17 protein-coding genes are annotated in these 18,853 nt (G+C 65.4%); 2 read left to right on the top strand and 15 right to left on the bottom strand.

Annotation, left to right across the window (positions count from 1 at the left end):
• Positions 1 to 71 precede the first annotated feature (71 nt).
• The 7 genes from ACODSD_RS20165 to ACODSD_RS20135 all read right to left on the bottom strand — a co-directional run bounded on the left by ACODSD_RS20165 (position 72) and on the right by ACODSD_RS20135 (position 5,784).
• Positions 72 to 470 (bottom strand): hypothetical protein, encoded by a 399-nt coding sequence (locus tag ACODSD_RS20165; RefSeq protein WP_107799084.1) that lies wholly within the window; start codon positions 468 to 470, stop codon positions 72 to 74.
• 271 nt (positions 471 to 741) lie between these two features.
• Positions 742 to 2,277, bottom strand: a complete 1,536-nt coding sequence (gene purF / locus ACODSD_RS20160; protein ID WP_107799083.1) for an amidophosphoribosyltransferase — start codon at positions 2,275 to 2,277, stop codon at positions 742 to 744.
• Positions 2,278 to 2,383: 106 nt separating this feature from the next.
• Positions 2,384 to 2,878 (bottom strand): CvpA family protein, encoded by a 495-nt coding sequence (locus ACODSD_RS20155; protein WP_048415279.1) that lies wholly within the window; start codon positions 2,876 to 2,878, stop codon positions 2,384 to 2,386.
• Positions 2,879 to 2,883: 5 nt separating this feature from the next.
• Positions 2,884 to 3,711, bottom strand: coding sequence for an SPOR domain-containing protein (locus tag ACODSD_RS20150; RefSeq protein WP_107799082.1), 828 nt, complete (start codon positions 3,709 to 3,711; stop codon positions 2,884 to 2,886).
• A 7-nt stretch (positions 3,712 to 3,718) separates the two neighbouring features.
• Positions 3,719 to 4,987 carry a bifunctional tetrahydrofolate synthase/dihydrofolate synthase gene (gene folC / locus ACODSD_RS20145; RefSeq protein ID WP_107799081.1) on the bottom strand — a complete coding sequence of 423 codons (1,269 nt, stop codon included), beginning with the start codon at positions 4,985 to 4,987 and terminating at the stop codon, positions 3,719 to 3,721.
• Complete coding sequence (locus ACODSD_RS20140; RefSeq protein WP_486637213.1) at positions 4,984 to 5,427, bottom strand: protein YgfX; 444 nt, start codon at positions 5,425 to 5,427, stop codon at positions 4,984 to 4,986. Before ACODSD_RS20140 ends, folC begins: the two co-directional genes overlap by 4 nt.
• Before the next feature lie 3 nt (positions 5,428 to 5,430).
• Entirely contained in the window at positions 5,431 to 5,784 is a 354-nt protein-coding gene (locus tag ACODSD_RS20135; protein ID WP_107799079.1) for a hypothetical protein, read from the bottom strand.
• Positions 5,785 to 5,907: 123 nt separating this feature from the next.
• On the opposite strand from ACODSD_RS20135, the gene ACODSD_RS20130 reads away from it, so the two are divergent.
• Both ACODSD_RS20130 and ACODSD_RS20125 read left to right on the top strand, forming a co-directional pair.
• Positions 5,908 to 7,818: an ATP-binding cassette domain-containing protein gene (locus tag ACODSD_RS20130; RefSeq protein WP_107799078.1), complete on the top strand. Its 1,911-nt coding sequence runs from the start codon at positions 5,908 to 5,910 to the stop codon at positions 7,816 to 7,818.
• Positions 7,815 to 8,375, top strand: a complete 561-nt coding sequence (locus ACODSD_RS20125) for a C40 family peptidase (protein ID WP_081549764.1) — start codon at positions 7,815 to 7,817, stop codon at positions 8,373 to 8,375. The genes ACODSD_RS20130 and ACODSD_RS20125 overlap by 4 nt, the downstream gene beginning before the upstream one ends.
• Positions 8,376 to 8,631: 256 nt before the next feature.
• On the opposite strand, the gene ACODSD_RS20120 is transcribed toward ACODSD_RS20125, so the two are convergent.
• The 8 genes from ACODSD_RS20120 to ACODSD_RS20085 form a co-directional block, all read right to left on the bottom strand.
• Complete coding sequence (locus ACODSD_RS20120; RefSeq protein ID WP_488878143.1) at positions 8,632 to 9,990, bottom strand: nucleotide disphospho-sugar-binding domain-containing protein; 1,359 nt, start codon at positions 9,988 to 9,990, stop codon at positions 8,632 to 8,634.
• 97 nt (positions 9,991 to 10,087) lie between these two features.
• Complete coding sequence (locus ACODSD_RS20115) at positions 10,088 to 11,725, bottom strand: methyl-accepting chemotaxis protein (protein ID WP_488878142.1); 1,638 nt, start codon at positions 11,723 to 11,725, stop codon at positions 10,088 to 10,090.
• 461 nt (positions 11,726 to 12,186) lie between these two features.
• On the bottom strand, positions 12,187 to 13,257 hold the full coding sequence (locus ACODSD_RS20110; RefSeq protein ID WP_227108469.1) for a protein-glutamate methylesterase/protein-glutamine glutaminase: 1,071 nt from the start codon (positions 13,255 to 13,257) through the stop codon (positions 12,187 to 12,189).
• Positions 13,232 to 14,113: a CheR family methyltransferase gene (locus tag ACODSD_RS20105; RefSeq protein WP_227108470.1), complete on the bottom strand. Its 882-nt coding sequence runs from the start codon at positions 14,111 to 14,113 to the stop codon at positions 13,232 to 13,234. The genes ACODSD_RS20110 and ACODSD_RS20105 overlap by 26 nt, the downstream gene beginning before the upstream one ends.
• Positions 14,114 to 14,656 carry a chemotaxis protein CheW gene (locus ACODSD_RS20100; RefSeq protein ID WP_107799073.1) on the bottom strand — a complete coding sequence of 181 codons (543 nt, stop codon included), beginning with the start codon at positions 14,654 to 14,656 and terminating at the stop codon, positions 14,114 to 14,116.
• Positions 14,657 to 14,673: 17 nt separating this feature from the next.
• Entirely contained in the window at positions 14,674 to 16,338 is a 1,665-nt protein-coding gene (locus tag ACODSD_RS20095) for a methyl-accepting chemotaxis protein (protein WP_488878141.1), read from the bottom strand.
• A 27-nt stretch (positions 16,339 to 16,365) separates the two neighbouring features.
• Positions 16,366 to 18,465 (bottom strand): chemotaxis protein CheA, encoded by a 2,100-nt coding sequence (locus ACODSD_RS20090; protein ID WP_488878140.1) that lies wholly within the window; start codon positions 18,463 to 18,465, stop codon positions 16,366 to 16,368.
• Positions 18,452 to 18,757 (bottom strand): STAS domain-containing protein, encoded by a 306-nt coding sequence (locus ACODSD_RS20085; protein ID WP_253315302.1) that lies wholly within the window; start codon positions 18,755 to 18,757, stop codon positions 18,452 to 18,454. The genes ACODSD_RS20090 and ACODSD_RS20085 overlap by 14 nt, the downstream gene beginning before the upstream one ends.
• Positions 18,758 to 18,853 lie beyond the last annotated feature (96 nt).

The raw sequence follows: 18,853 nt of genomic DNA, 5'->3' as shown, positions 1-18,853 counted from the left end.
AACCGGCAAAGTCCGCCTCGCGCGGCGGACGAGCGCTCGCGAGGCGGGGCGCTCCTTCCGCTCGCGCGGCGCTAGGCCCGGGTGGGTTTGCGCGGCCGCCGCGCGCGCCGCTGCAACAATTCCTCCAGTTGCGCGCTGATTTCCAGCGAGGCCTTCGCGCCCAGACCCTGCTGCAGCGCGTCGCGCTGCGGCGGCGCCGCCTGGGCGAACAGCATGGTTTCCCGCAACAGGGCGTTCATCGAATCCAGCCCGCCCTGCGCATGCGTCTGCAAGCGCGCGTTGATGCGGCGCAGGCTGTCGGACACGTCGATGGAATCCGTGACCGCGCTGTTCAAACGCATCAGCTGCCCTATCTTCAGATAATCCTGCAGCTTGATGGTGCCGCTTTGGTTCATGGTCAGCACCAGGCCTTCGATAATCCTCTCCAGCGCGGCTTGCCGCGCAACCAGCATCTCCAGAATGTCATCCATATCCACTCCTCAATATCAGGCGCGTCAAAGGCAGACTAACAAGTAAACAGTTTTAAATACATATTAATTTAGACCAGTTTACGCGGCTGCCTTATCACGCCGGGTTTTTATCGGCTTATGGCATTAAATATTCAATATGGGAAATGGGTTTGGCAAGCGAAATACCGCAGGATCCGGCTATCGCCGGCGCGGTTGTCGCCAAATTGCGTCGGGAAACGGATAAAAAAAGACGGCGGGCATTGCCCGCCGCCGTTTGGAAGCTAAATCACTATTACATTAGATTCTGTTCCGCCACGTTCAGGTTCAGATCGATCATATGTTCGCTGCCGCCCTGCTCCGCTCCGGCCTTGCCGTCCAGACGCTCGGCCTCGATCGCGTCCAGATAGGCCGGCGTGATGTCGCCGGTGATGTATTCGCCGTTGAAGCAGGAGGTTTCGTAGCAGCTCAGCTTGGGGTTGACGCTGCTGACCGCCTCTTCCAGCGCGGACAGATCCTGATAGATCACCGCGTCGGCGCCGATCTCGCGCGCGATCTCGGCCTCGTCGCGGCCGGTGGCCAGCAGTTCCGCCCGCGTCGGCATGTCGATGCCGTAGACGTTGGGGAAGCGCACCGCCGGAGCGGCCGAGGCGAAATACACTTTCTTGGCGCCGGCGTCGCGCGCCATCTGCACGATTTCCTTGGACGTGGTGCCGCGCACGATGGAATCGTCCACCAGCAGCACATTGCGGCCCTTGAATTCGCAGGCCACCGGGTTCAGCTTCTGGCGCACCGATTTCTTGCGCACCGCCTGGCCCGGCATGATGAAGGTGCGGCCGATGTAGCGGTTCTTGATGAAGCCCTCGCGGTACGGCAGGCCCAGGTGGTTGGCCAGTTGCAGCGCGCTGGGGCGACTGGTGTCCGGGATGGGCATCACCACGTCGATGTCCAGCTCCGGCAAGGCGCGGCGGATTTTCTCGGCCAGCTTTTCGCCCATCACGATGCGCGCCTGGTAGACCGAAGCGCCGTCTATCACCGAATCCGGGCGCGCGAAGTACACGTATTCGAACAGGCAAGGCGCGTGGCGGGTGTCGCTGGCGCAGCTGCGGGCGTGGAATTCGCCGTCGAAGCTGACGAAGACGCCTTCGCCCGGCTGCACGTCGCGCAGCAGGCTGAAACCGGAACAGTCCAGCGCAACGGATTCCGACGCGAACATGTATTCGGTCTTGCCGCTGTTGACGCAAGTGCCTATCACCAGCGGGCGGATGCCGTTGGGGTCGCGGAAGGCCACCAGGCCGTAGCCGGCGATCATCGCCACCACCGCGTAAGCGCCGCGCACGCGGCGGTGCACCGCCTCGATGGCGCCGAACACCGCGTCCACGCTCAATTCGTTGGCGCTGAGGCGCTGGGTCAGCTCATGGGCGAACACGTTCAACAACACCTCGGAATCGGAATTGGTGTTGATGTGGCGCAGATCGTGGCGGAACATGTCCGCCTTGAGCTCTTCGGTATTGGTCAGGTTGCCGTTGTGCGCCAGCACGATGCCGAACGGCGAGTTGACGTAGAACGGCTGCGCCTCGGCCAGGCAGGAGGCGGAGCCGGCGGTGGGATAGCGCACATGGGCGATGCCGGCCGCGCCCAATAGGGAACGCATATTGCGCGTGCGGAACACGTCGCGCACCATGCCGCTGCCCTTGTGCATGTGAAAGGTCTTGCCATTGGCGGTCACGATGCCGGCGGCGTCCTGACCTCGATGTTGCAGCACCTGCAAACCGTCATACAGCAACTGGTTGACCGGAGCCTGACCGACCACGCCTAGAATTCCACACATCTTTTGCTCTCTTCCCTACTACTAAAGAAACGGACAAAAAAACAAGACAAAGAAAAAGGCGGAATCTTGAAGTGAAGATATCAAGATATTCCGCCTTGTTCACCAGCTACCCGGTGTAGTGGAGGTTATCGGCCAGCATCGCCGGTAACCAGGGCCTTAATGATAAGGCCACCGATTCAAATGGCGCCGAGAGCACGGCATTCCTCCACATGGGTTGTCGCGGCAGATCGCTCAAGCCGCCCACCAAAACCAGGGCCGTCACCAGCACCAGCCCGCGAGCCAGGCCGAACACCGCCCCGAACAATCGATTGACTCCGCCCAGCCCCACGCTGTCCAGCATGCCGGTCAGCGTGACCCGCAGCAAGGCCGTGGCCAGCCAGGCCAGGAAAAACACCGCCACGAAACCGGCCACCAGCCGCAAGCCTTCCGAACTCAATTCACCGGGCAGGAACGCCGACACCACCGGCGAAAACTGCTTGGCGCACCAGAAGGCGATCAGCCAGGAGCCCAGCGACAGCACTTCGGCCACCAGGCCGCGCATCATCGCCACCAGGATGGAACCGGCGATGATGGCGATGGCAATATAGTCGAAGATGGTCATGACGGCTACTTGGTCACGATAATGCCGTTAACGCCGGCCTTGGCCAGCTTCTGCAAGGTGGCTTGCGCCTCGGCGCGGCTGTTGAACGGGCCCACCCGCACCCGGGTCACCTCGCCCTTGCTGGTCTGCACCTTGCTGAAATGAGCGGACACGCCTATCGACGACAGCTTGGACTTCAAGGCGTCGGCCTTGTCCGGGTCCGACAGCGCCGCCAGCTGGATCACCGATTTGCTCTCGCCCTTGGCCGCCGGCTCCTCTTTCTTCGCCGCCGGCTTGTCCAGCGAATCGAAGCGTCCTTCCAGGATAGCCGCCGGGTCCGGCTTGCGGGCCGGCTTTTCGTCCAGCTTGATTTCGGGCTTTTTATGCTCGGGCTTGGCCGGTTTCGGCTCCGGCTTGTGTTCGGGTTTGGGCTTGGCCTCCGGCTTGGGCTCCGGTTTGACTTCCGGCTTGGGCTCGGGTTTCGCCGCGGGGGCCGGCTGCGCGGCCGGCATCGCCGGCGTCATCGTGGATAGATTGGCCGCCAGTTCGGTGGCGCCGGGCTTGGCCGCGGGCGAGACTTCGGCCAGCGCGGCGGAGGCCGCGGACGGCGCCGAGGCCGGCTGGGCCGGCGGCGGCAAGGCGCCCGCCGGCGCTTCGGCGTGATTGGCGGCCGGCGCGGAAGCGCCCGCGCCCAGCACTTCTATGGACTCCGGCTTCATCTGCTGCTCGGGCAGGCGTCCCACCACGTTCCACAAAACGACGGTGGCGACGGTAACCAAGACGACAGCGCCCACCAGACGGCGTCTGGCGCGCTTGCGCAACAGGATCAACTCCTCGTGGGTGGATAAAGCCATGCTTTCCTCAAGCCGGGTGTTGCCGGGCTTCCATCACCTCGGCAACGGTGTGGAAGGAACCAAAAACGACAATTCTATCACTCTCCTCCGCCTGCGATAAGGCCGCCGACCAGGCTTGCGCCACGGTGGCGAAGGATTGCACCCTCTCAACGCCCATTTCCGCCAGCCTGGCGGCGATGCGTTCGCCGCTCTGGCCGCGGGGCATGTCGAGGCCGCCGACGAACCAGGCGTCGAACTCCTCACGCGCCAAGGCCGCCACCTGTTCCAGGTCCTTGTCTTCCAGCATGGAGAACACCGCCAGCCGGTTGCGGGCGAACGGCAGCTGTTTCAGGCTGGCCGTCATCGCCTTGACCGCGTGCGGATTGTGGCCCACGTCCAGCACCACCGCCGGACGGCCCGGCAGCACCTGGAAACGGCCCGGCCACTCCACTTCCAGCAGGCCGCGCTTGACCGCGCCCAGGTTCACCGGCAGCCGCGGCTTCAAGCACTCCAGCACGGCCAGCGCCGCCGAGGCGTTGACCATCTGATAGCCGCCGCGCAGCGCCGGCAAGGGCAAGGCGTGGCGATGGGCGTCGCCCATGTGGAAGGACCATTGATTGTCCATGCGCTGATAGCCGAAGTCCGGCCCGTACAGCTTCAGGTCCGCGCCGATGGCGCGCGCGTGCTCGATCAGCCTGGCCGGCGGATTCGGGTCCGCGCACAAGGCCGGCTTGCCGGCGCGGTAAACGCCGGCTTTCTCGAAGCCGATGTCCTCGCGGTTGTCGCCCAGGATGGCCTGGTGGTCTATGTCCACGCTGACCACCACCGACACGTCCGGCTCGAAGATGTTGACCGCGTCCAGGCGTCCGCCCAGGCCCACCTCCAGCACGATCACGTCCACTTTTTCGGCGACAAAGCTGTGCACCGCCGCCAGGGTGCCGAATTCGAAATACGTCAGCGAGGTGTCGCCGCGCGCGGCGTCTATCGCCTCGAAGCTGGCGACGATGCGCTCATCGCTGGCGGGCGCCAGATCGATGGCGATGCGCTCGTTGTAACGCAGGATGTGGGGGGAGGTGTAAGTGCCCACCTTGAAGCCGGCGCAATGCAGCATGGCGGACAGCATCGCGCAGACCGAGCCCTTGCCGTTGGTGCCGGCCACCATCACCACCGGGCAGGACGGTTGCAGTTTCATCGCGGCGCGCACCCGCTCCACGCGGGCCAGGCCCATATCGATGGCGGTGGCGTGCAGGCTTTCCTGCCAGCTCAGCCACTCGGCCAGAGTCTTGTGTCCAGTCATTTCGTCTCAGTGTCGTCCGCGGCTTGAAACCACAGCAAATAAGTCCGCAAGCGGCGGCGGCCGTCCGCCGGCGCCGAATCCGGCCACACCATCAAGGCGCGCCGGCGGCCGCCGATGCGCACATTCAATACCGTCAGCCAAGGGGTGACGAAGCAATCGTCCAAGGCCTGCGCCGGCAGCGCGGCTTCGCGCCACACGCTCAGCCGCCCCAGGCCGTCCACTTCCAGCCGCCGGAAACGGCCGGCGTCGCCCCAGCCGTCGGCGCGCAGCGCCCGCATAAGCAAGAAGGCCTCGGCCGGCAACAAGGCCAGCCAGATGGGCGGCAGATGGCGGATCACCGCCCAGGCCAGCAGCGCGGCGGCGGAAACCGTCAGCGCCAGCCAAAGGCGCGAAGGCCTCAGCTCGAAGCCGAAAGGCTCCAGCCGGGGCCGCCGGTTCATGGTTTAGAGATCCAGCGCCGGGGTGTTGCTGATGTCGGCGTCCACGCTGTCTATCACCGTGGAGTGGATCTCCACGTCGAACCATTCCCAGAAGGCTTTCAAGGACAGATCCTTGGGCCATGTGTCTTCGTCCTCGTACCAGGACGCCAGTTCCATCTTGAACAATTGTTCGTAGATTTCGTCGATGTAGGCGACGCCCTCTTCCGGCTCGTCGAACTCCGGCAGCAGGATCACGGTGCAGTCGGTGCGCAGGCTGTCCAGCGCCAGATCCATGTCGTTGTCCGGGGCCTGGTTCAGCCAGTCCAGGAACGGTTGTTTCGGTTTGATCACGGCCACCGAGCGGTCAACGAAGTACATAGCATGCCTTTCATTCAAGTTTGGCCGGCATTGTAACAGCACAAACCGCGCGGCGCTAAGCGTGGAAAGGTGAAGCCCATGTTACAATCCGCCCAACTTTCCATACAGAAAACAACACGCACCATGGCTCTGATTACCGTCGAAAAAGCCTGCCTGGCTTTTGGTCACCACGCATTGCTGGATAACGTCGATTTCGCGCTGGAACCGGGCGAAGTGGTCGGCCTGATCGGCCGCAACGGCGCCGGCAAGTCCTCGCTGCTCAAAAGCGTGGCCGGCGCGGTGGCGCTGGACGACGGCCGCGTCAACATCAAGGGCGACGTCAAAGTGGCCTATGTGCCGCAAGAGCCTGAGCTGGCGCCGGAACACACGGTGTTCGAAGCCGTGGCCGAAGGCCTGGGCGAACTGAAAAGCCTGCTCACCGAATACCACCAAGTCACCCATCAGCTGACCCAGGCCGACGCCGACCACGAACAGGCGCTGGCGCGGATGGAGCACATCCAGCACGAGCTGGAGGCCCGCGGCGGCTGGCAGTTCGACGCGCTAATCTCCTCCACCCTGTCCCATCTGGGCCTGAACCCGGACGCGCGGATCGAGGAGCTGTCCGGCGGCTGGAAAAAACGCGTGGCGCTGGCGCGCGCGCTGGCCGCCAGGCCCGACGTGCTGCTGCTGGACGAACCCACCAACCACTTGGACGTGTCCGCCATCGAATGGCTGGAAACCCTGATCAAGAACTACGGCGGCAGCGTGCTCTTGATCACCCACGACCGCCGCTTCCTGGACAATGTGGCCACCCGCATCGTGGAACTGGACCGCGGCCTGCTGCGCAGCTACCCGGGCAGCTTCTCCAGCTACCATGTGCGCAAGGCGGAAGAACTGGCCGTCGAGGAAGAGCAAAACCGCATCTTCGACAAATTCCACGCCCAGGAAGAGGTGTGGATCCGCAAGGGCATCGAGGCGCGCCGCACCCGCAACGAAGGCCGGGTGCGCCGGCTGGAGGCCATCCGCCGCGAGCGCTCGGCGCGGCGCGAGCGCGTGGGCCAGGTCAACTTCCAGCTGGACGCCGGCGAACGCTCCGGCAAGCTGGTGGCGGAGCTGGAGCACGTCGGCAAGGGCTTCGAGGGCAAGACCCTGATCCGCGACTTCACCACCCGCATCCTGCGCGGCGACAAGATCGGCCTGATCGGCCCCAACGGCGCCGGCAAGACCACGCTGCTCAAGCTGATTCTGGGCCAGCTGGACGCGGACAGCGGCAGCGTCAAGCAGGGCAGCAAGCTGGAGATCGCCTACTTCGACCAGTTCCGCGAACAGCTGGACGAGGAAACCAGCGTCGCCGACATCATCAGCCAGGGCAACGACTTCGTTGAAATCGGCGGCGTGAAGAAACACGTGATGAGCTATCTGGAAGACTTCCTGTTCTCGCCGCAGCGCGCGCGCAGCCCGGTGCGCTCGCTGTCCGGCGGCGAACGCAACCGCCTGCTGCTGGCCCGGCTGTTCACCCGGCCGGCCAATGTGCTGGTGCTGGACGAGCCCACCAACGACCTGGACATCGACACGCTGGAACTTCTGGAAGACGTGATCGCTCAATACTCGGGAACCGTGTTCCTGGTCAGCCACGACCGCGCCTTCCTGGACAACGTGGTCACCCAGGTGATCGCCTTCGAAGGCGACGGCCGGCTGGAAGAGTATCCGGGCGGCTACCAGGACTGGATCGACACCAAGGCGCGCATGGCGGCGATGAAGCCGGCGGAGAAGCCGCGGGACGCTTCGGCCCCGCAGGAGAAACCCAAGGACAAGCCCAAGTCCGCGCGCAATAAACTGTCCTACAATGAGACGCGAGAGCTCGCCGCGCTGCCGGACGAGATCGCCGCGCTGGAAACCGAGCAAGCCAGCCTGAATCAGCAATTGCTGGACCCCAACTGCTACCGCGACACGCCCAAGGAGGCCATCGCCTGGCAGCGCCGGGTGGAGGAAATCGACGAATTGCTGATGGACAAGCTGGCGCGCTGGGAAGAACTGGAGTCAAAGCAACAATGAGCAAAACCCTGCCGCCTTCGCCCTCTTCGCCGTTGGACCGCCGCGCGCTGCTGCGCGGCGCCGCGCTGCTGTCGCTGGCCGGCCTGCTGGCCGCCTGCGGCACCACGCCCTCCAAGGTGGCCGGCGGCCGCAAGCCCCGCCCTTCCGGCGACCTCAGCCTGTCCGGACTGAAGGCCGACGGCGCCAGCCGGGAAATCCTGATCTACACGCTGGGCCTGCTGGGCCTGGACTACAAGTTCGGCGGCACCAACCCCGAGGCCGGCCTGGATTGCAGCGGCATGGTCGGCTACATCTACCAGAACGCCGTTGGCGTCACGCTGCCGCGCACCGCGGCCGAGATCGCCGGCGTGGCGCGGCCCATCCCGGACAGCCGGATGCGGGTCGGCGACCTGGTGTTCTTCAACACCATGAACCGCCCGTTCTCGCATATGGGCATCTTCATCGGCGACGGCAAGTTCGTGCACGCGCCGCGCACCAACAGCTCCATTCGCGTGGCGCGGCTGGACAATAGCTATTTCGCCGCCCGTTACGAGGGCGCGCGCACGCTGTTCAGCTAAGAAGCTGTTCAAAGTCTGCTGCGCTTCGGCGATACGGCGTTGAAAACCAGCTCAAAATGCTCATGTACCACTTGTACATTCCGCTTTTTCGCTAGTTTTCGCCTTGTCTCGCTCTAGCTCGCTAGACTTTGAAAACCACAAAAGTCTGCCGCGCTTCGGCGGGATTTTAGACAAAGGCGCTCAAACCCGCTTCGAAACGCTCATGCACCGCATGTGCATTCCGCTTCCTCGGCGGGTTTCGCCTTGTAGAGCCTCGTCACCCCTCCGCCAAGGCCGGCCTGGCGCCGGATTTTTCCGCCGCGCGTCCGGGTTTCCCCAACAAGGCCTCCTCCACGCTGTCCAACAGCGCCCGCGTCGCTTCCGCGCCGGCCGCCATGCGCAAGGCCAGCTCGCGGCAGGCCGGGCCCGGGCCCGGCTCGGCCAATAAGCGCGCCAACAAACGCTCCATTCTCCCCGCGGACACGCGCTGCGCGTGCAAGACCTCGGCCACGCCCAGGCGCTTGGCGCGCTGGCCGTTGTCGAACTGATCGTAGGCGTAAGGCACGATCAATTGCGGAATCCCGGCGCGCATCGCGTCCGCCATGGTGCTGACGCCGCCGTGATGCGTCAGCGCCGCCGCCCGCGGCAACAGCGCGGCGAAAGGCGCGTGCGCCTGCCACAGCACATCGGCCGGCAAAGCCGGCGGCAACTGCGCCGCGTGCGGCGTGACGAAAATCCCGCGCCGGCCCAGCCGCCGCAAGGCCCGCAGCGCGGCGTCGAAGAAGGCCGCCGCGTGCCGATGGCCGGTGCCCGGCGTGAACACGACGGGCGCATCGCCGGCGGCCAGAAAGGCCTCCAGCTCGGCGGACAGCCCCGCGCCCCGCTGCGCGGCGGGCAGCAGGAAATCCCCTTCGAAGAACGGCCGCGGCCAATCCGGCTGCAAGGCGGCGAACCAGCGGGGAAACAGGCCCACCGAGGCGTTGGGGGCTCTCAACATATGCTCGAAAAAATGCGGCTCCGCCGGCAGGCCGCGCTGTGCGCGCGCCGCGTTCAGACTGGGCAAGGTCTGGGCGTTGAACCAGTGATGCAGCGCCCACCACAGCAGGCCAGCTCCGGCCGGCGGCAGCCAGCCGGGAATCCGCAAGGAGCCCAGGGTGAGCAGGTCGTGGCGGCTGCACAGATTGGACGGCGCGAGATAGGCCGTCACAATGCGCAAATCCGGCCGCGCCGCTCGCGCCAGCGCCGCCATCGGCACCAGGACGGGGTGGCACAAGACCACGCAGTCCTCATCCGCCGGCAGATCCCTCACCCGCTCCCGCAAGGCGTCCAGATCCGGCGCCAGGCTATCCCAGAGCACGCCCCAACTCTTGCGCTCATGCCATAGATCGGGGTTGTCCAGCGCCGCCTGTTCCCGCTCGACGCTGCCGAACAGCCAGTACGGCAGGCCGGCCGCCCGCGCCGCTTCCTCCTGCAAGGCCGGCGCCAGCATCCGCACCCGGTGGCCGCGCTCGCTCAAGCCGCGCGCCAGCGCGACGAAGGGCTGCATGTCCCCGCCGGTGCCGCTGGACGCCACGATGATCAAAGGACCTCGCGCCGGGTCCGCGCCGGCATGCGACAACGACAGCTCCCGCTCCATGACCCGCCTCCTTCCTTTAGGACGACAAGCCACTTTACGCCAATGTCATTTATCTGGCAAAAAGAAAACCGCCCGAGGGCGGTTGCGTGCGCATGGCTTAGAGCGTGAACTGCTGTACCACGCCGCGCAAAGACACCCCGCGCTCCAACAGATTGACCACGCCCTGCTGAGCCTCTTCCGCCGCCAGCCGGTTTTCCTCGGCCGAGCTGCTGACCGACTCCACGCTGCCGGCCAGATGCTGCGAAGCGTTGGCCTGCTCGCGCACCGCCGCCGAGATATCGCCCATGCCGCGCGACACGCCCTGGATCTGCACCGAGAAACCCTGCAAAGTGTCCTGCGCCTCGCCGGCGTGATTGACGCTGGCGTCCACGCGGTCCACCGCCGCGCGCATGCCGGAGATGGCGGAGGCGGAATCCTGCTGCACCGAAGCGATCATCGAGCCGATCTCCACCGTGGCGTTGGCGGTGCGTTCGGACAGCTTGCGCACCTCGTCCGCCACCACCGCGAAACCGCGGCCCTGCTCGCCGGCCCGCGCCGCCTCGATCGCCGCGTTCAAGGCCAGCAGATTGGTCTGATCGGCGATGTCCTTGATCACCGCCACAATCATATTGATCTCATTGGTGCGCGAATCCAGCTGATCCAGCTTGCCTGCCAGTTGGGTCACTTCCTGCTGCACCGTCCGCATGCCTTCCACCGCGTTCTGGATGTATTGCACCGTGGTCTGGGTCTGGCCTTCGAACGAAGACATCAGCGTGGCCGCGTCCTCGGCGATTTCCGAGACATGGGCGATGCTCACCGCCAGCTCCTCCACCGCCGCCGCGCTGCCGCGCACGTCCTCGGCCTGCTGGCCGGAACGCGCGGCCACGCCGCCCACCAACTGATCGATGTGCTGGGATTCGCTCTGCACCGCGTCGGATTCGCCGCGGATCTCCAGCAAGCGCTCACGCAGGGCCGCCATGAAGGTGTTGAAGGAGGACGCGATGCGGCCCACTTCGTCGCGGCTGCGCACCGGCATGCTGCGCACCAGGTTCCAGTCGCCGCCGGCCAGTTGCTGCAGGGCCACGTTCAACTCGTTCACCGGCTGCACCATGCGGTTGGCCAGCAACAGGGCCGCCAGCTGGGACATCAGCAGCAGGCCCAGGCCCACCGCGCCGCTTTGCCACAGCACCTGGGTGCGCAAGGCCTCCACTTTTTGCAAGGACGTGTCCACCCCCACCACGTAGCGCATGCCGCTGGCCGAGGTGAAGGGCACGAACACCGAGCGGAACAGGCCGAACTCGCCCTGGTATTCCTCAAACTGGGTGGAGCCGCTGCGCAAGGCCGCGGCCAGGCCGGCCGGCACATCCTTGTATTCCGCCAGGAACCACTGCTGGTACTGGCCGGACTTCACCTCGTCGGGGCTGGCGGAAGAACTGGTGTACAACACGCGGCCGCCGCGCTGAATCGTGGAATAGGCGTAGGCCAGACCGCTGTCGCGCGCAAAATCGGTCAGCTGCTTGGTGGTGGCCTGGCTATTGGGGTTGCTGTCCGGCAATTGGTCGTGGAAGTTCTCGCCCACCATCTGGCGCGCCGCGTAGGCGGCGGTCAGCAGGGTCTGATCCACGCCCTTCATTTCGGAGTCGACCGTGCTGCGATAAGCGTAGATCGAATAAACCGCCACGATCAGCAGGCTCACCAGAGTAAAAGCGGCGGATAGTTTGGCCCGCAAGCCCCAGTCCTTGTTCAAGACACTCATACGGATGCATTCCTTCGACATTCATTCCAAAAACGGCTCCCCGCCGCCGGCGGCGCATCCGGAGCGCGCCGGACCGGCGCCGCAGGTCCAGGCAGTGGATCAGGCAGTAATCGACAAGAGACGATGACGGCGCCGCGAAGTGGTGCGGAGCGGGCGGGGAAAGATAGACAGGCGGCGGCGCGCCGGGACAAGCGGCCCAGTGCGGCGGCGAGCGCTGAATATGGAAAGTGATGATAACGCCAATTAAACGCGAATCAATGCGACTGGCTTTGGTAGTTTGCACATAGCAAGTGCATAATCGCTTTTTCTCGAGGTGAAGCGACCCGCGCCGGCTTTGTTTTTAAAAGGTTTTTTACAAATAGACGCCGGCAAGCATCGGTATTTACGTAAAAACACCTATCGCATCTGTATCTATCTTGAGGGCCGCGTCCGCCGCCGCGCGGCGGACCATGGACAGGCTCTCAGGCGCGCAGACCCTGCAACAGCCGCGCCAGGCGCTCCAGAGACATCACCTCGTCCACCCCGCCGCGGGCGATGGCCGCCTGCGGCATGCCGAACACCACGCAGGACGCCTCGTCCTGAGCCAGCGTGCGCGCGCCGGCGTCGTGCATCTCGCGCATGCCGCGCGCGCCGTCGTCCCCCATGCCGGTGAGGATCACGCCCACCGCGTTGGCCCCGGCGCTCACCGCCACCGAGCGGAACAACACGTCCACCGACGGCCGGTGCCGCGACACCGGCGGCCCGCCCTTGACCTCCGCGACAAACTGCTTCTGCCGGCGATGCAAGAGCAGATGCTGGCCTCCCGGCGCAATCAGCACCGTGCCGGCGCTGAGCACGTCGCCGTTCTTCGCCTCCCTCACCTCCACCTGGGCCAGCTGGTTGAGCCGGCCGGCGAAGATGGAAGTGAAGCCCTCAGGCATATGCTGCACCACCACCATGCCCGGGCAATGCGGCGGCAGCCGCTGCAACAGGAACTCCAGCGCCTGGGTGCCGCCGGTGGACGCGCCCAGCGCGATGACGCGCTCCGTGCCCTGCGCCGGCCGCCGGCGCTCCGGCGGCGCGTCCAGAATGGCGTCGGCGGTCAGCTTGGGCGCGGGATAGCCGGACGGCGACGTCTGCTTCAAGGCCTCCACCCTCACCCGCGCCGCCGCGTACACCTCTTCCACCAGCCGCTTGGCGTTCTCGACGAAATTCGTCCTCGCGTTGACCAGCGGCTTGAGCAGCACCGACACCGCGCCGGCGCTCATCGCCTCCAGCGACACCAGCGCGCCCTCGGTGGTCAAGGCCGAGCAGATGATCACCGGCGTGGGCCGCTCCGCCATCACCTGGCGCAAAAAGGTCAGGCCGTCCATCCGCGGCATGGCCAGATCCAGGATGATCACGTCCGGCCAGCGGATCTTCATCCGGCTCATCGCGTAAATGGGGTCCGGCGACGCGCCCAGCAGCTTGATGTCCGGCGCGGTGGCCAGCATCTGGCCCAGCATCTCCCGCGCCACCGCGGAGTCGTCAACAATCAGAACACTGATGCTCATCGATTCTTCCGCCCGCCAAGTGGGCATCCAGCCGGTAGCGCGACGGCGCCTCCTGCGCCAAGGGCAGCGCCAGGTGCCGGATGGATTCCGAATGCCCGATGATCAAATGTCCGCCCTGCCGCAGCTTGTCGCACAGCGACAGCAAAACCCGCAGCTTGGTGGCCTCGTCGAAATAAATCAGCACATTGCGCAGGAAAATCACATCGAAATGACTATGGTTGAAGTCCGTCGCGTGCAGCAGGTTCAGATTGGCGAAACTCACCTTCTTCGCCAGCTCCGGCGCCACCTTGACCATGCCGGCGTATTCGTCGCGGCCGCGCAGGAAATAACGCCGCCACAGCTCCGGCGGCGTCCTGCGCGCGCGCTCCACCGAGTAAACCCCGCGCCGGGCCAGATGCGTGACCCGGGTATTGATATCGGTGGCGTACACCCGCCACTGGCCCAGCAGGCCCAGCGCCTCCGCCAGGATCATCGCCACCGTGTACGGCTCCTCGCCGGTGGAGCAGGCCGCCGACCACACCCGAAACTCGCCCTTGCCCTGCAGCCGCGCCGCCTCTTGCCGCAGCCAGGCGAAGTGTTCCGGCTCGCGGAAAAAATAGGTTTCATTGGTGGACAGCAGATTGATCGCGTACTGCCGCTCCGTCACATTGGCCGGGTCCGAGATCAGACGCCAGTAAGCCGCGTAGCTGTTCAGCCGCAAATGGCGGATGCGCTTGGCCAGGCGCGACTGGATCAGCGAACGCTTGCTCATCGGCATGGCGATGCCGGCGGTCTGGTAGATGAAGCGGCGCAGCTGGAAAAACTCCCCATCCGTCAACAAAGGCGCGGCGGCCAGCGTCTCTTCCAGGGCGAACATCTACAGCGCCTCGATGTCGTCGCTCAGAAACTGCTGGGTCACCGCCTCCGCCATCGCGCTGAGCTCGGACACCGACAGCGCCTGGCGCACATTCAGCAGAATGGCGAAGCGCTGATTGATGGTGGCGATGCCCTGGATGAAGTCGCTGCGGATATTGGAGCCGAAGCTGGGCGAGGGATCGATCTCGCTTTGCGGGATCTCCAGCACCTCGCACACCGAATCCAGCAGAATGCCGATGTCGGCGTAGCCGCCCTCCAGGCCCGGCAAGGACAGGATGGCCACGCAGGTGGACGACTTCAAGGCCGTCTGGCCGCGGCCGAAGCGCACCGACAAATCGATCACCGGCACCACCGCGCCGCGCAGATTGATGATGCCGCGCACGAAGTTGGGCATCATCGGCACCTCGGTGATGCCGTCGAACTCGATGATCTCCCGGATGAAGTTGATCTGAATGCCGAACAAATCCTCGCCCAGGATGAATGTGACGCAATGGAATTTCTGGTCGCCGCCGTCCTGGCCGGCCGGCTGGTCGCTGTTTCTCATCGCCGTCTTCCTCCCTCTCAATACTTGGAGAACTTGTCCTCGTCCACGGTCAGATCCATATCGTCATCGTCGTCCATCGGCGGCGGCGGCGCGGCCTTGCCGCCGTGCAAGTGGCCGATGTGCACCAGCCGGGACTTGCGGCCGCCGCGGGTGTTGCGCAGCTTGAACTGCTGCATCAAATCCTGCAGCTGCATCGCCGCGGAACTCAGTTCCTCGGAGGTGGAGCTCAGCTCCTCGGCCGACGTGGCCGAAGACTGCATGCCGCTGCTGATCTGCGTCACCGCGCTGTTGATCTGATCAATGCCGGTGCGCTGCTCGCGCGAGGCCGCGGAAATCTCCTGCACCAGGCTGGCGGTCTGGTCTATGCCGGGCAACATCTCCTGCAGCAAGGTGCCGGCCTTCTCCGCCACGCTCACCGAGCGGCTGGCCAGATCGCCTATCTCCTTGGCCGCCACCTGGGAGCGCTCCGCCAGCTTCCTCACCTCCACCGCCACCGTGGCGAAGCCCTTGCCGTGCTCGCCTGCGCGCGCCGCCTCGATCGCCGCGTTGATGGCCAGCAGATCCGTCTTGTTGGCGATATCGTTGATCACCGTGATCCGCGACGCGATCTCCTTCATCGCGTGCACCATATCGCTGACCGCGCTGCCGCCCTGAGTGGCGCTGGACGCGGATTTGGACGCGATGCCCTCGGTCACCCGCGCATTGTCGGCGTTCTGCGTCACCGTGGCCGCCATCTCCTCCACCGAGGCGCTGGTCTGCTCGATGCTGGACGACAGCTCGGACGAAGTCTGCGCCAGGGAATTGGCGGTGGACGACACCTCCTCGGACGCCGAGCCTATCGCCTCCGACATCGCGCTGACCTCGGACAGGGTCTCGGACAGCCGGTGCGCCATGGATTTGATCGAATACAGCAGGCTGGAAGTATCGTCCGGATGCAGCTTCACCGGCACCGACAAATCCCCGGCCGCCACCCGGCTCACCACCTGCACGGTGTAGGACGGGTCGCCTCCCAATTGCTTGAGCAGGCTGCGCGTCACCATCACCCCCAGCGCGATGCTCAGCAGCACCGCCGCCACCGCGATGGCCACCAGCACCCGCAAGGCGTCCGTGCTGATTGCCTTGGTTTCCACCAGGGAATTGTCGGCCAGCTTGGCGTTGAGGTTCACCAACTCGGTCAGCACCGCGTCCACCGCCTGGAAAGCCGGCCAGCCCTTGTCCGCCATCAGTTTCAGTGCAATTTTATTGCTCTCGCCGTCGCCGCGGTCGGTATAGGACAGCCGTTTCACCTCGGTGGCGTAGGGCTGGTAAATGGCCCAGGCGGCGTCGAAGCGGCGCAGCGCGTCCACCTCGGGCGGCGTCAGGTCCGTCTTGCGGTAAGCGTCTATGCTGGCGTTCATGCTCTTCTCGAAACCGGCCATCTCCAGCTCAACCGCGTCCATGGTCTTGGTGTCGGTCTCGGCGACATAGCGGTACAAGGAGCGGTTGCTGGCCATCGCGTTGCGCGCCGCGCTGCCGATATCCTTGATTGGCGTCAGCTGGTTGTCGAACAGATTCACCATCACGCCGGTGATGCGCTCCGTGGCGGTGTAGCTGACAAAGCCCAGCGCCAACAAGAAACACAGCACCACGCCAAACGACAGACCCAGCTTGGTCTTGACCTGCGCATTGTGAAACCACTGCATGACTACCTCCCGGCGCGCATCGGCGCGCTAAATGACGTCGCTCGCCTGCGCCTCGCTGGACTGGCGAATCCGCCGCCGCTCGCGGCGGCAGGCGTGGTGGATCAATTGCGGAATGTCCAGCACCAGCGCCGGCTTGCCGTTGCCCAGGATGGTGGAGCCGCTGATGCCGCGCAGCGAGCGGAAAATCTCGCCCAAGGGCTTGATCACCGCCTGCACCTCGCCCATCAGCCGGTCCACCACCACGCCGGCGCGGTTTTCCCCGTAATGCACAATCACCACGTACTCCGGCCGCGTGGCCGGCGGCAGATTGAACAACTCCCGCAAGGACACGAAAGGCAGCCAATCGCCGCGCACATTGATCTGGCGCGCGTTCTGCCGCATCGCCTCCTCCGGCATGTCCACGCACTCGATCATCATGTCCAGCGGCATCACCAGCGAGGAATCGTTCACCTCCACCCGGAAGCCGTCGATGATGGCCAGCGTCAGCGGCAGCCGCAGCCGGAACGTGGCGCCCTGGCCCGGCTGGGAAAAAATTTCGATCTCGCCGCGCAAGAGTTCGATATTGCGTTTCACCACGTCCAGACCCATGCCGCGGCCGGACAGATCGCTCAACGCGTGCGCGGTGGAAAAGCCGGGCAGGAAGATCAGCTGCAGGGTTTCCTGCTCGCTCAACTGCCGGCCCTCGCTCAACAAGCCGCGCTCCAGCGCCTTGGCCAGCACCTTGTCGCGGTCTATGCCGCGGCCGTCGTCCTTGATTTCCACCACCACCGAGCCGGCGTCGTGAAAGGCGTTGAGCACCACCTTGCCGGTTTCCGGCTTGCCCGCCTCCCGCCGCTCCGCCGCCGTTTCCAGGCCGTGGTCCACCGCGTTGCGCACCAAGTGCATCAGCGGGTCGGTCAAGCGCTCCACCATGGATTTGTCGATCTCGGTGTCCGCGCCCTGAATCGTCAGCTGTATGGATTTGCCCAACTGCCGCGACACCTCGCGAACCATGCGCGGAAACCGGCAGAACACCTCGTCCACCGGCACCATGCGCAAGGTCAGCGCGTCGTCGCGTATGCTTTCCACCAGCGTGTTGATGATGGCCACCGACTCCAGCAGCTCCGCGTCGCAGCGGCTCTGCGCAATCAGCTTGGTGCCGGCGGACGCGATCACCAGCTCGCCCACCCGGTTGATCAGCCGGTCCAGCTTGCCGGCCTCCACCCGGATATAGTGACTGTCGCCGCGGGTCGGCCGGCCCGCCGCGGCGCCCGGCTCCCCGCTCCGCCCGCTCTCCGGCCGCGCCAGCCAGGGCGCCTCCCGCACCCGTTCCGCCTCCGCCGCGGTCAAGGCCCCGCGCGCCAGCCAGCGCGACAGCTGCGGCTCTATCGACTCCCCCAGGCGCTCCGCCAGCGAGCGGAAGGCCGCCAGCGGCGCGTGCGGCGGCAGAATGCCCAGCATGCTGTCTTCGGCGACAAACTCGAACACGTCGCGCACCTGCTCCAGGCTGGCCGCGGATTCCAGGCTCAGCTCCAGGCCGATGAAACAATCCGTCGGCTCCAAGTCGGCGAAGGCCGGCAGCGGCGGCCAGACCAGCTCCACCTCGCGCAGCGCGCCCAACTGGCTGAGGAAACGCAGGCAGGACAGCGGATCGAAGCCGTCGCGGAACAGATCGGGATAAAAGCGCAGCGACAACTGCCACAGCGGCGTGGAGGCGGCGTCCAGCGCCTCCTCGCCGGCCACCGCGCAGGGGGCCCCGTCCAGCAGGAACAGCTGCAAACGCTGTAACAGCGGCATGCCGTCCGGCCAGGCCGGCTCCGCGTCCAGCGCGGAGGCCTCCACCGCCTCCAGCATCCGCCGCAGATGATCGTTGCAGGCCAGCAGCAGGCTGACCAGATCGTCGCCCAGCGCGATCTTGCCGCCGCGCAGCCGTTCCAGCACGCTCTCCATCGCATGGGCGAAGGCCACCAGCGCGTCGAAGCCGAAGGTGCCGGCGGAGCCCTTGATGGTGTGCGCGGTGCGCAGCAGCAGGTTGAAGGTCTCGGCGTCGGCGGGAAAGGCGGCCGGGTCCAGCAGTGCGCCTTCCAGCGCGTCGCACAGCTCGCGGGACTCCTCCAGGAAAATCGCCCTGGCCTTACTCCAGTCCATCCTCGCCTCCCGCCGTCGGCGCCGTCAGCGCCACGCCCAGCAACTGAAAGGCCTCGCTGACCAGGGGGTTGTCCGCCAGCAGCTCCAGCCGCCGCAGCTGCCGGCCAAAGACCAGCAGCAACTGCAAGGCGCAGCCGTCCACCTCCGTCACCTCGGCGAAGCTCAACGACACCGACTCCTGCCCCAGCAAGGGCAGGAGCTCGCTTTTCAGCTGCTCCACCGTGTAAACGCTCAACTCGCCGCTCAGGCTGGCCCTGGCCCAACCCTCGCCGGTTTCGACATGCAAGGTCATTCCGCGCCCCCAAACCAAACGCCAAGCGGGTGTTAACTCACTGTTTTTACTTAAGTGTCCACACTAAAAGTAGTCAAGAAACAGATTGTTTTATAA

This window comes from Chromobacterium sp. FG22, from assembly GCF_057809415.1.
Note: the sequence above shows the minus strand (reverse complement) of the source record. Positions and strands in the feature narration are given on the sequence as shown.

What these genes read in the sequence shown, in the direction of transcription:
- ACODSD_RS20165 (WP_107799084.1), bottom strand. Translation starts at nt 470, where the DNA reads ATGGATGACATTCTGGAGATGCTGGTTGCGCGGCAAGCCGCGCTGGAG.
- purF (WP_107799083.1), bottom strand. Translation starts at nt 2,277, where the DNA reads ATGTGTGGAATTCTAGGCGTGGTCGGTCAGGCTCCGGTCAACCAGTTG.
- ACODSD_RS20155 (WP_048415279.1), bottom strand. Translation starts at nt 2,878, where the DNA reads ATGACCATCTTCGACTATATTGCCATCGCCATCATCGCCGGTTCCATC.
- ACODSD_RS20150 (WP_107799082.1), bottom strand. Translation starts at nt 3,711, where the DNA reads ATGGCTTTATCCACCCACGAGGAGTTGATCCTGTTGCGCAAGCGCGCC.
- folC (WP_107799081.1), bottom strand. Translation starts at nt 4,987, where the DNA reads ATGACTGGACACAAGACTCTGGCCGAGTGGCTGAGCTGGCAGGAAAGC.
- ACODSD_RS20140 (WP_486637213.1), bottom strand. Translation starts at nt 5,427, where the DNA reads ATGAACCGGCGGCCCCGGCTGGAGCCTTTCGGCTTCGAGCTGAGGCCT.
- ACODSD_RS20135 (WP_107799079.1), bottom strand. Translation starts at nt 5,784, where the DNA reads ATGTACTTCGTTGACCGCTCGGTGGCCGTGATCAAACCGAAACAACCG.
- ACODSD_RS20130 (WP_107799078.1), top strand. Translation starts at nt 5,908, where the DNA reads ATGGCTCTGATTACCGTCGAAAAAGCCTGCCTGGCTTTTGGTCACCAC.
- ACODSD_RS20125 (WP_081549764.1), top strand. Translation starts at nt 7,815, where the DNA reads ATGAGCAAAACCCTGCCGCCTTCGCCCTCTTCGCCGTTGGACCGCCGC.
- ACODSD_RS20120 (WP_488878143.1), bottom strand. Translation starts at nt 9,990, where the DNA reads ATGGAGCGGGAGCTGTCGTTGTCGCATGCCGGCGCGGACCCGGCGCGA.
- ACODSD_RS20115 (WP_488878142.1), bottom strand. Translation starts at nt 11,725, where the DNA reads ATGAGTGTCTTGAACAAGGACTGGGGCTTGCGGGCCAAACTATCCGCC.
- ACODSD_RS20110 (WP_227108469.1), bottom strand. Translation starts at nt 13,257, where the DNA reads ATGAGCATCAGTGTTCTGATTGTTGACGACTCCGCGGTGGCGCGGGAG.
- ACODSD_RS20105 (WP_227108470.1), bottom strand. Translation starts at nt 14,113, where the DNA reads ATGTTCGCCCTGGAAGAGACGCTGGCCGCCGCGCCTTTGTTGACGGAT.
- ACODSD_RS20100 (WP_107799073.1), bottom strand. Translation starts at nt 14,656, where the DNA reads ATGAGAAACAGCGACCAGCCGGCCGGCCAGGACGGCGGCGACCAGAAA.
- ACODSD_RS20095 (WP_488878141.1), bottom strand. Translation starts at nt 16,338, where the DNA reads ATGCAGTGGTTTCACAATGCGCAGGTCAAGACCAAGCTGGGTCTGTCG.
- ACODSD_RS20090 (WP_488878140.1), bottom strand. Translation starts at nt 18,465, where the DNA reads ATGGACTGGAGTAAGGCCAGGGCGATTTTCCTGGAGGAGTCCCGCGAG.
- ACODSD_RS20085 (WP_253315302.1), bottom strand. Translation starts at nt 18,757, where the DNA reads ATGACCTTGCATGTCGAAACCGGCGAGGGTTGGGCCAGGGCCAGCCTG.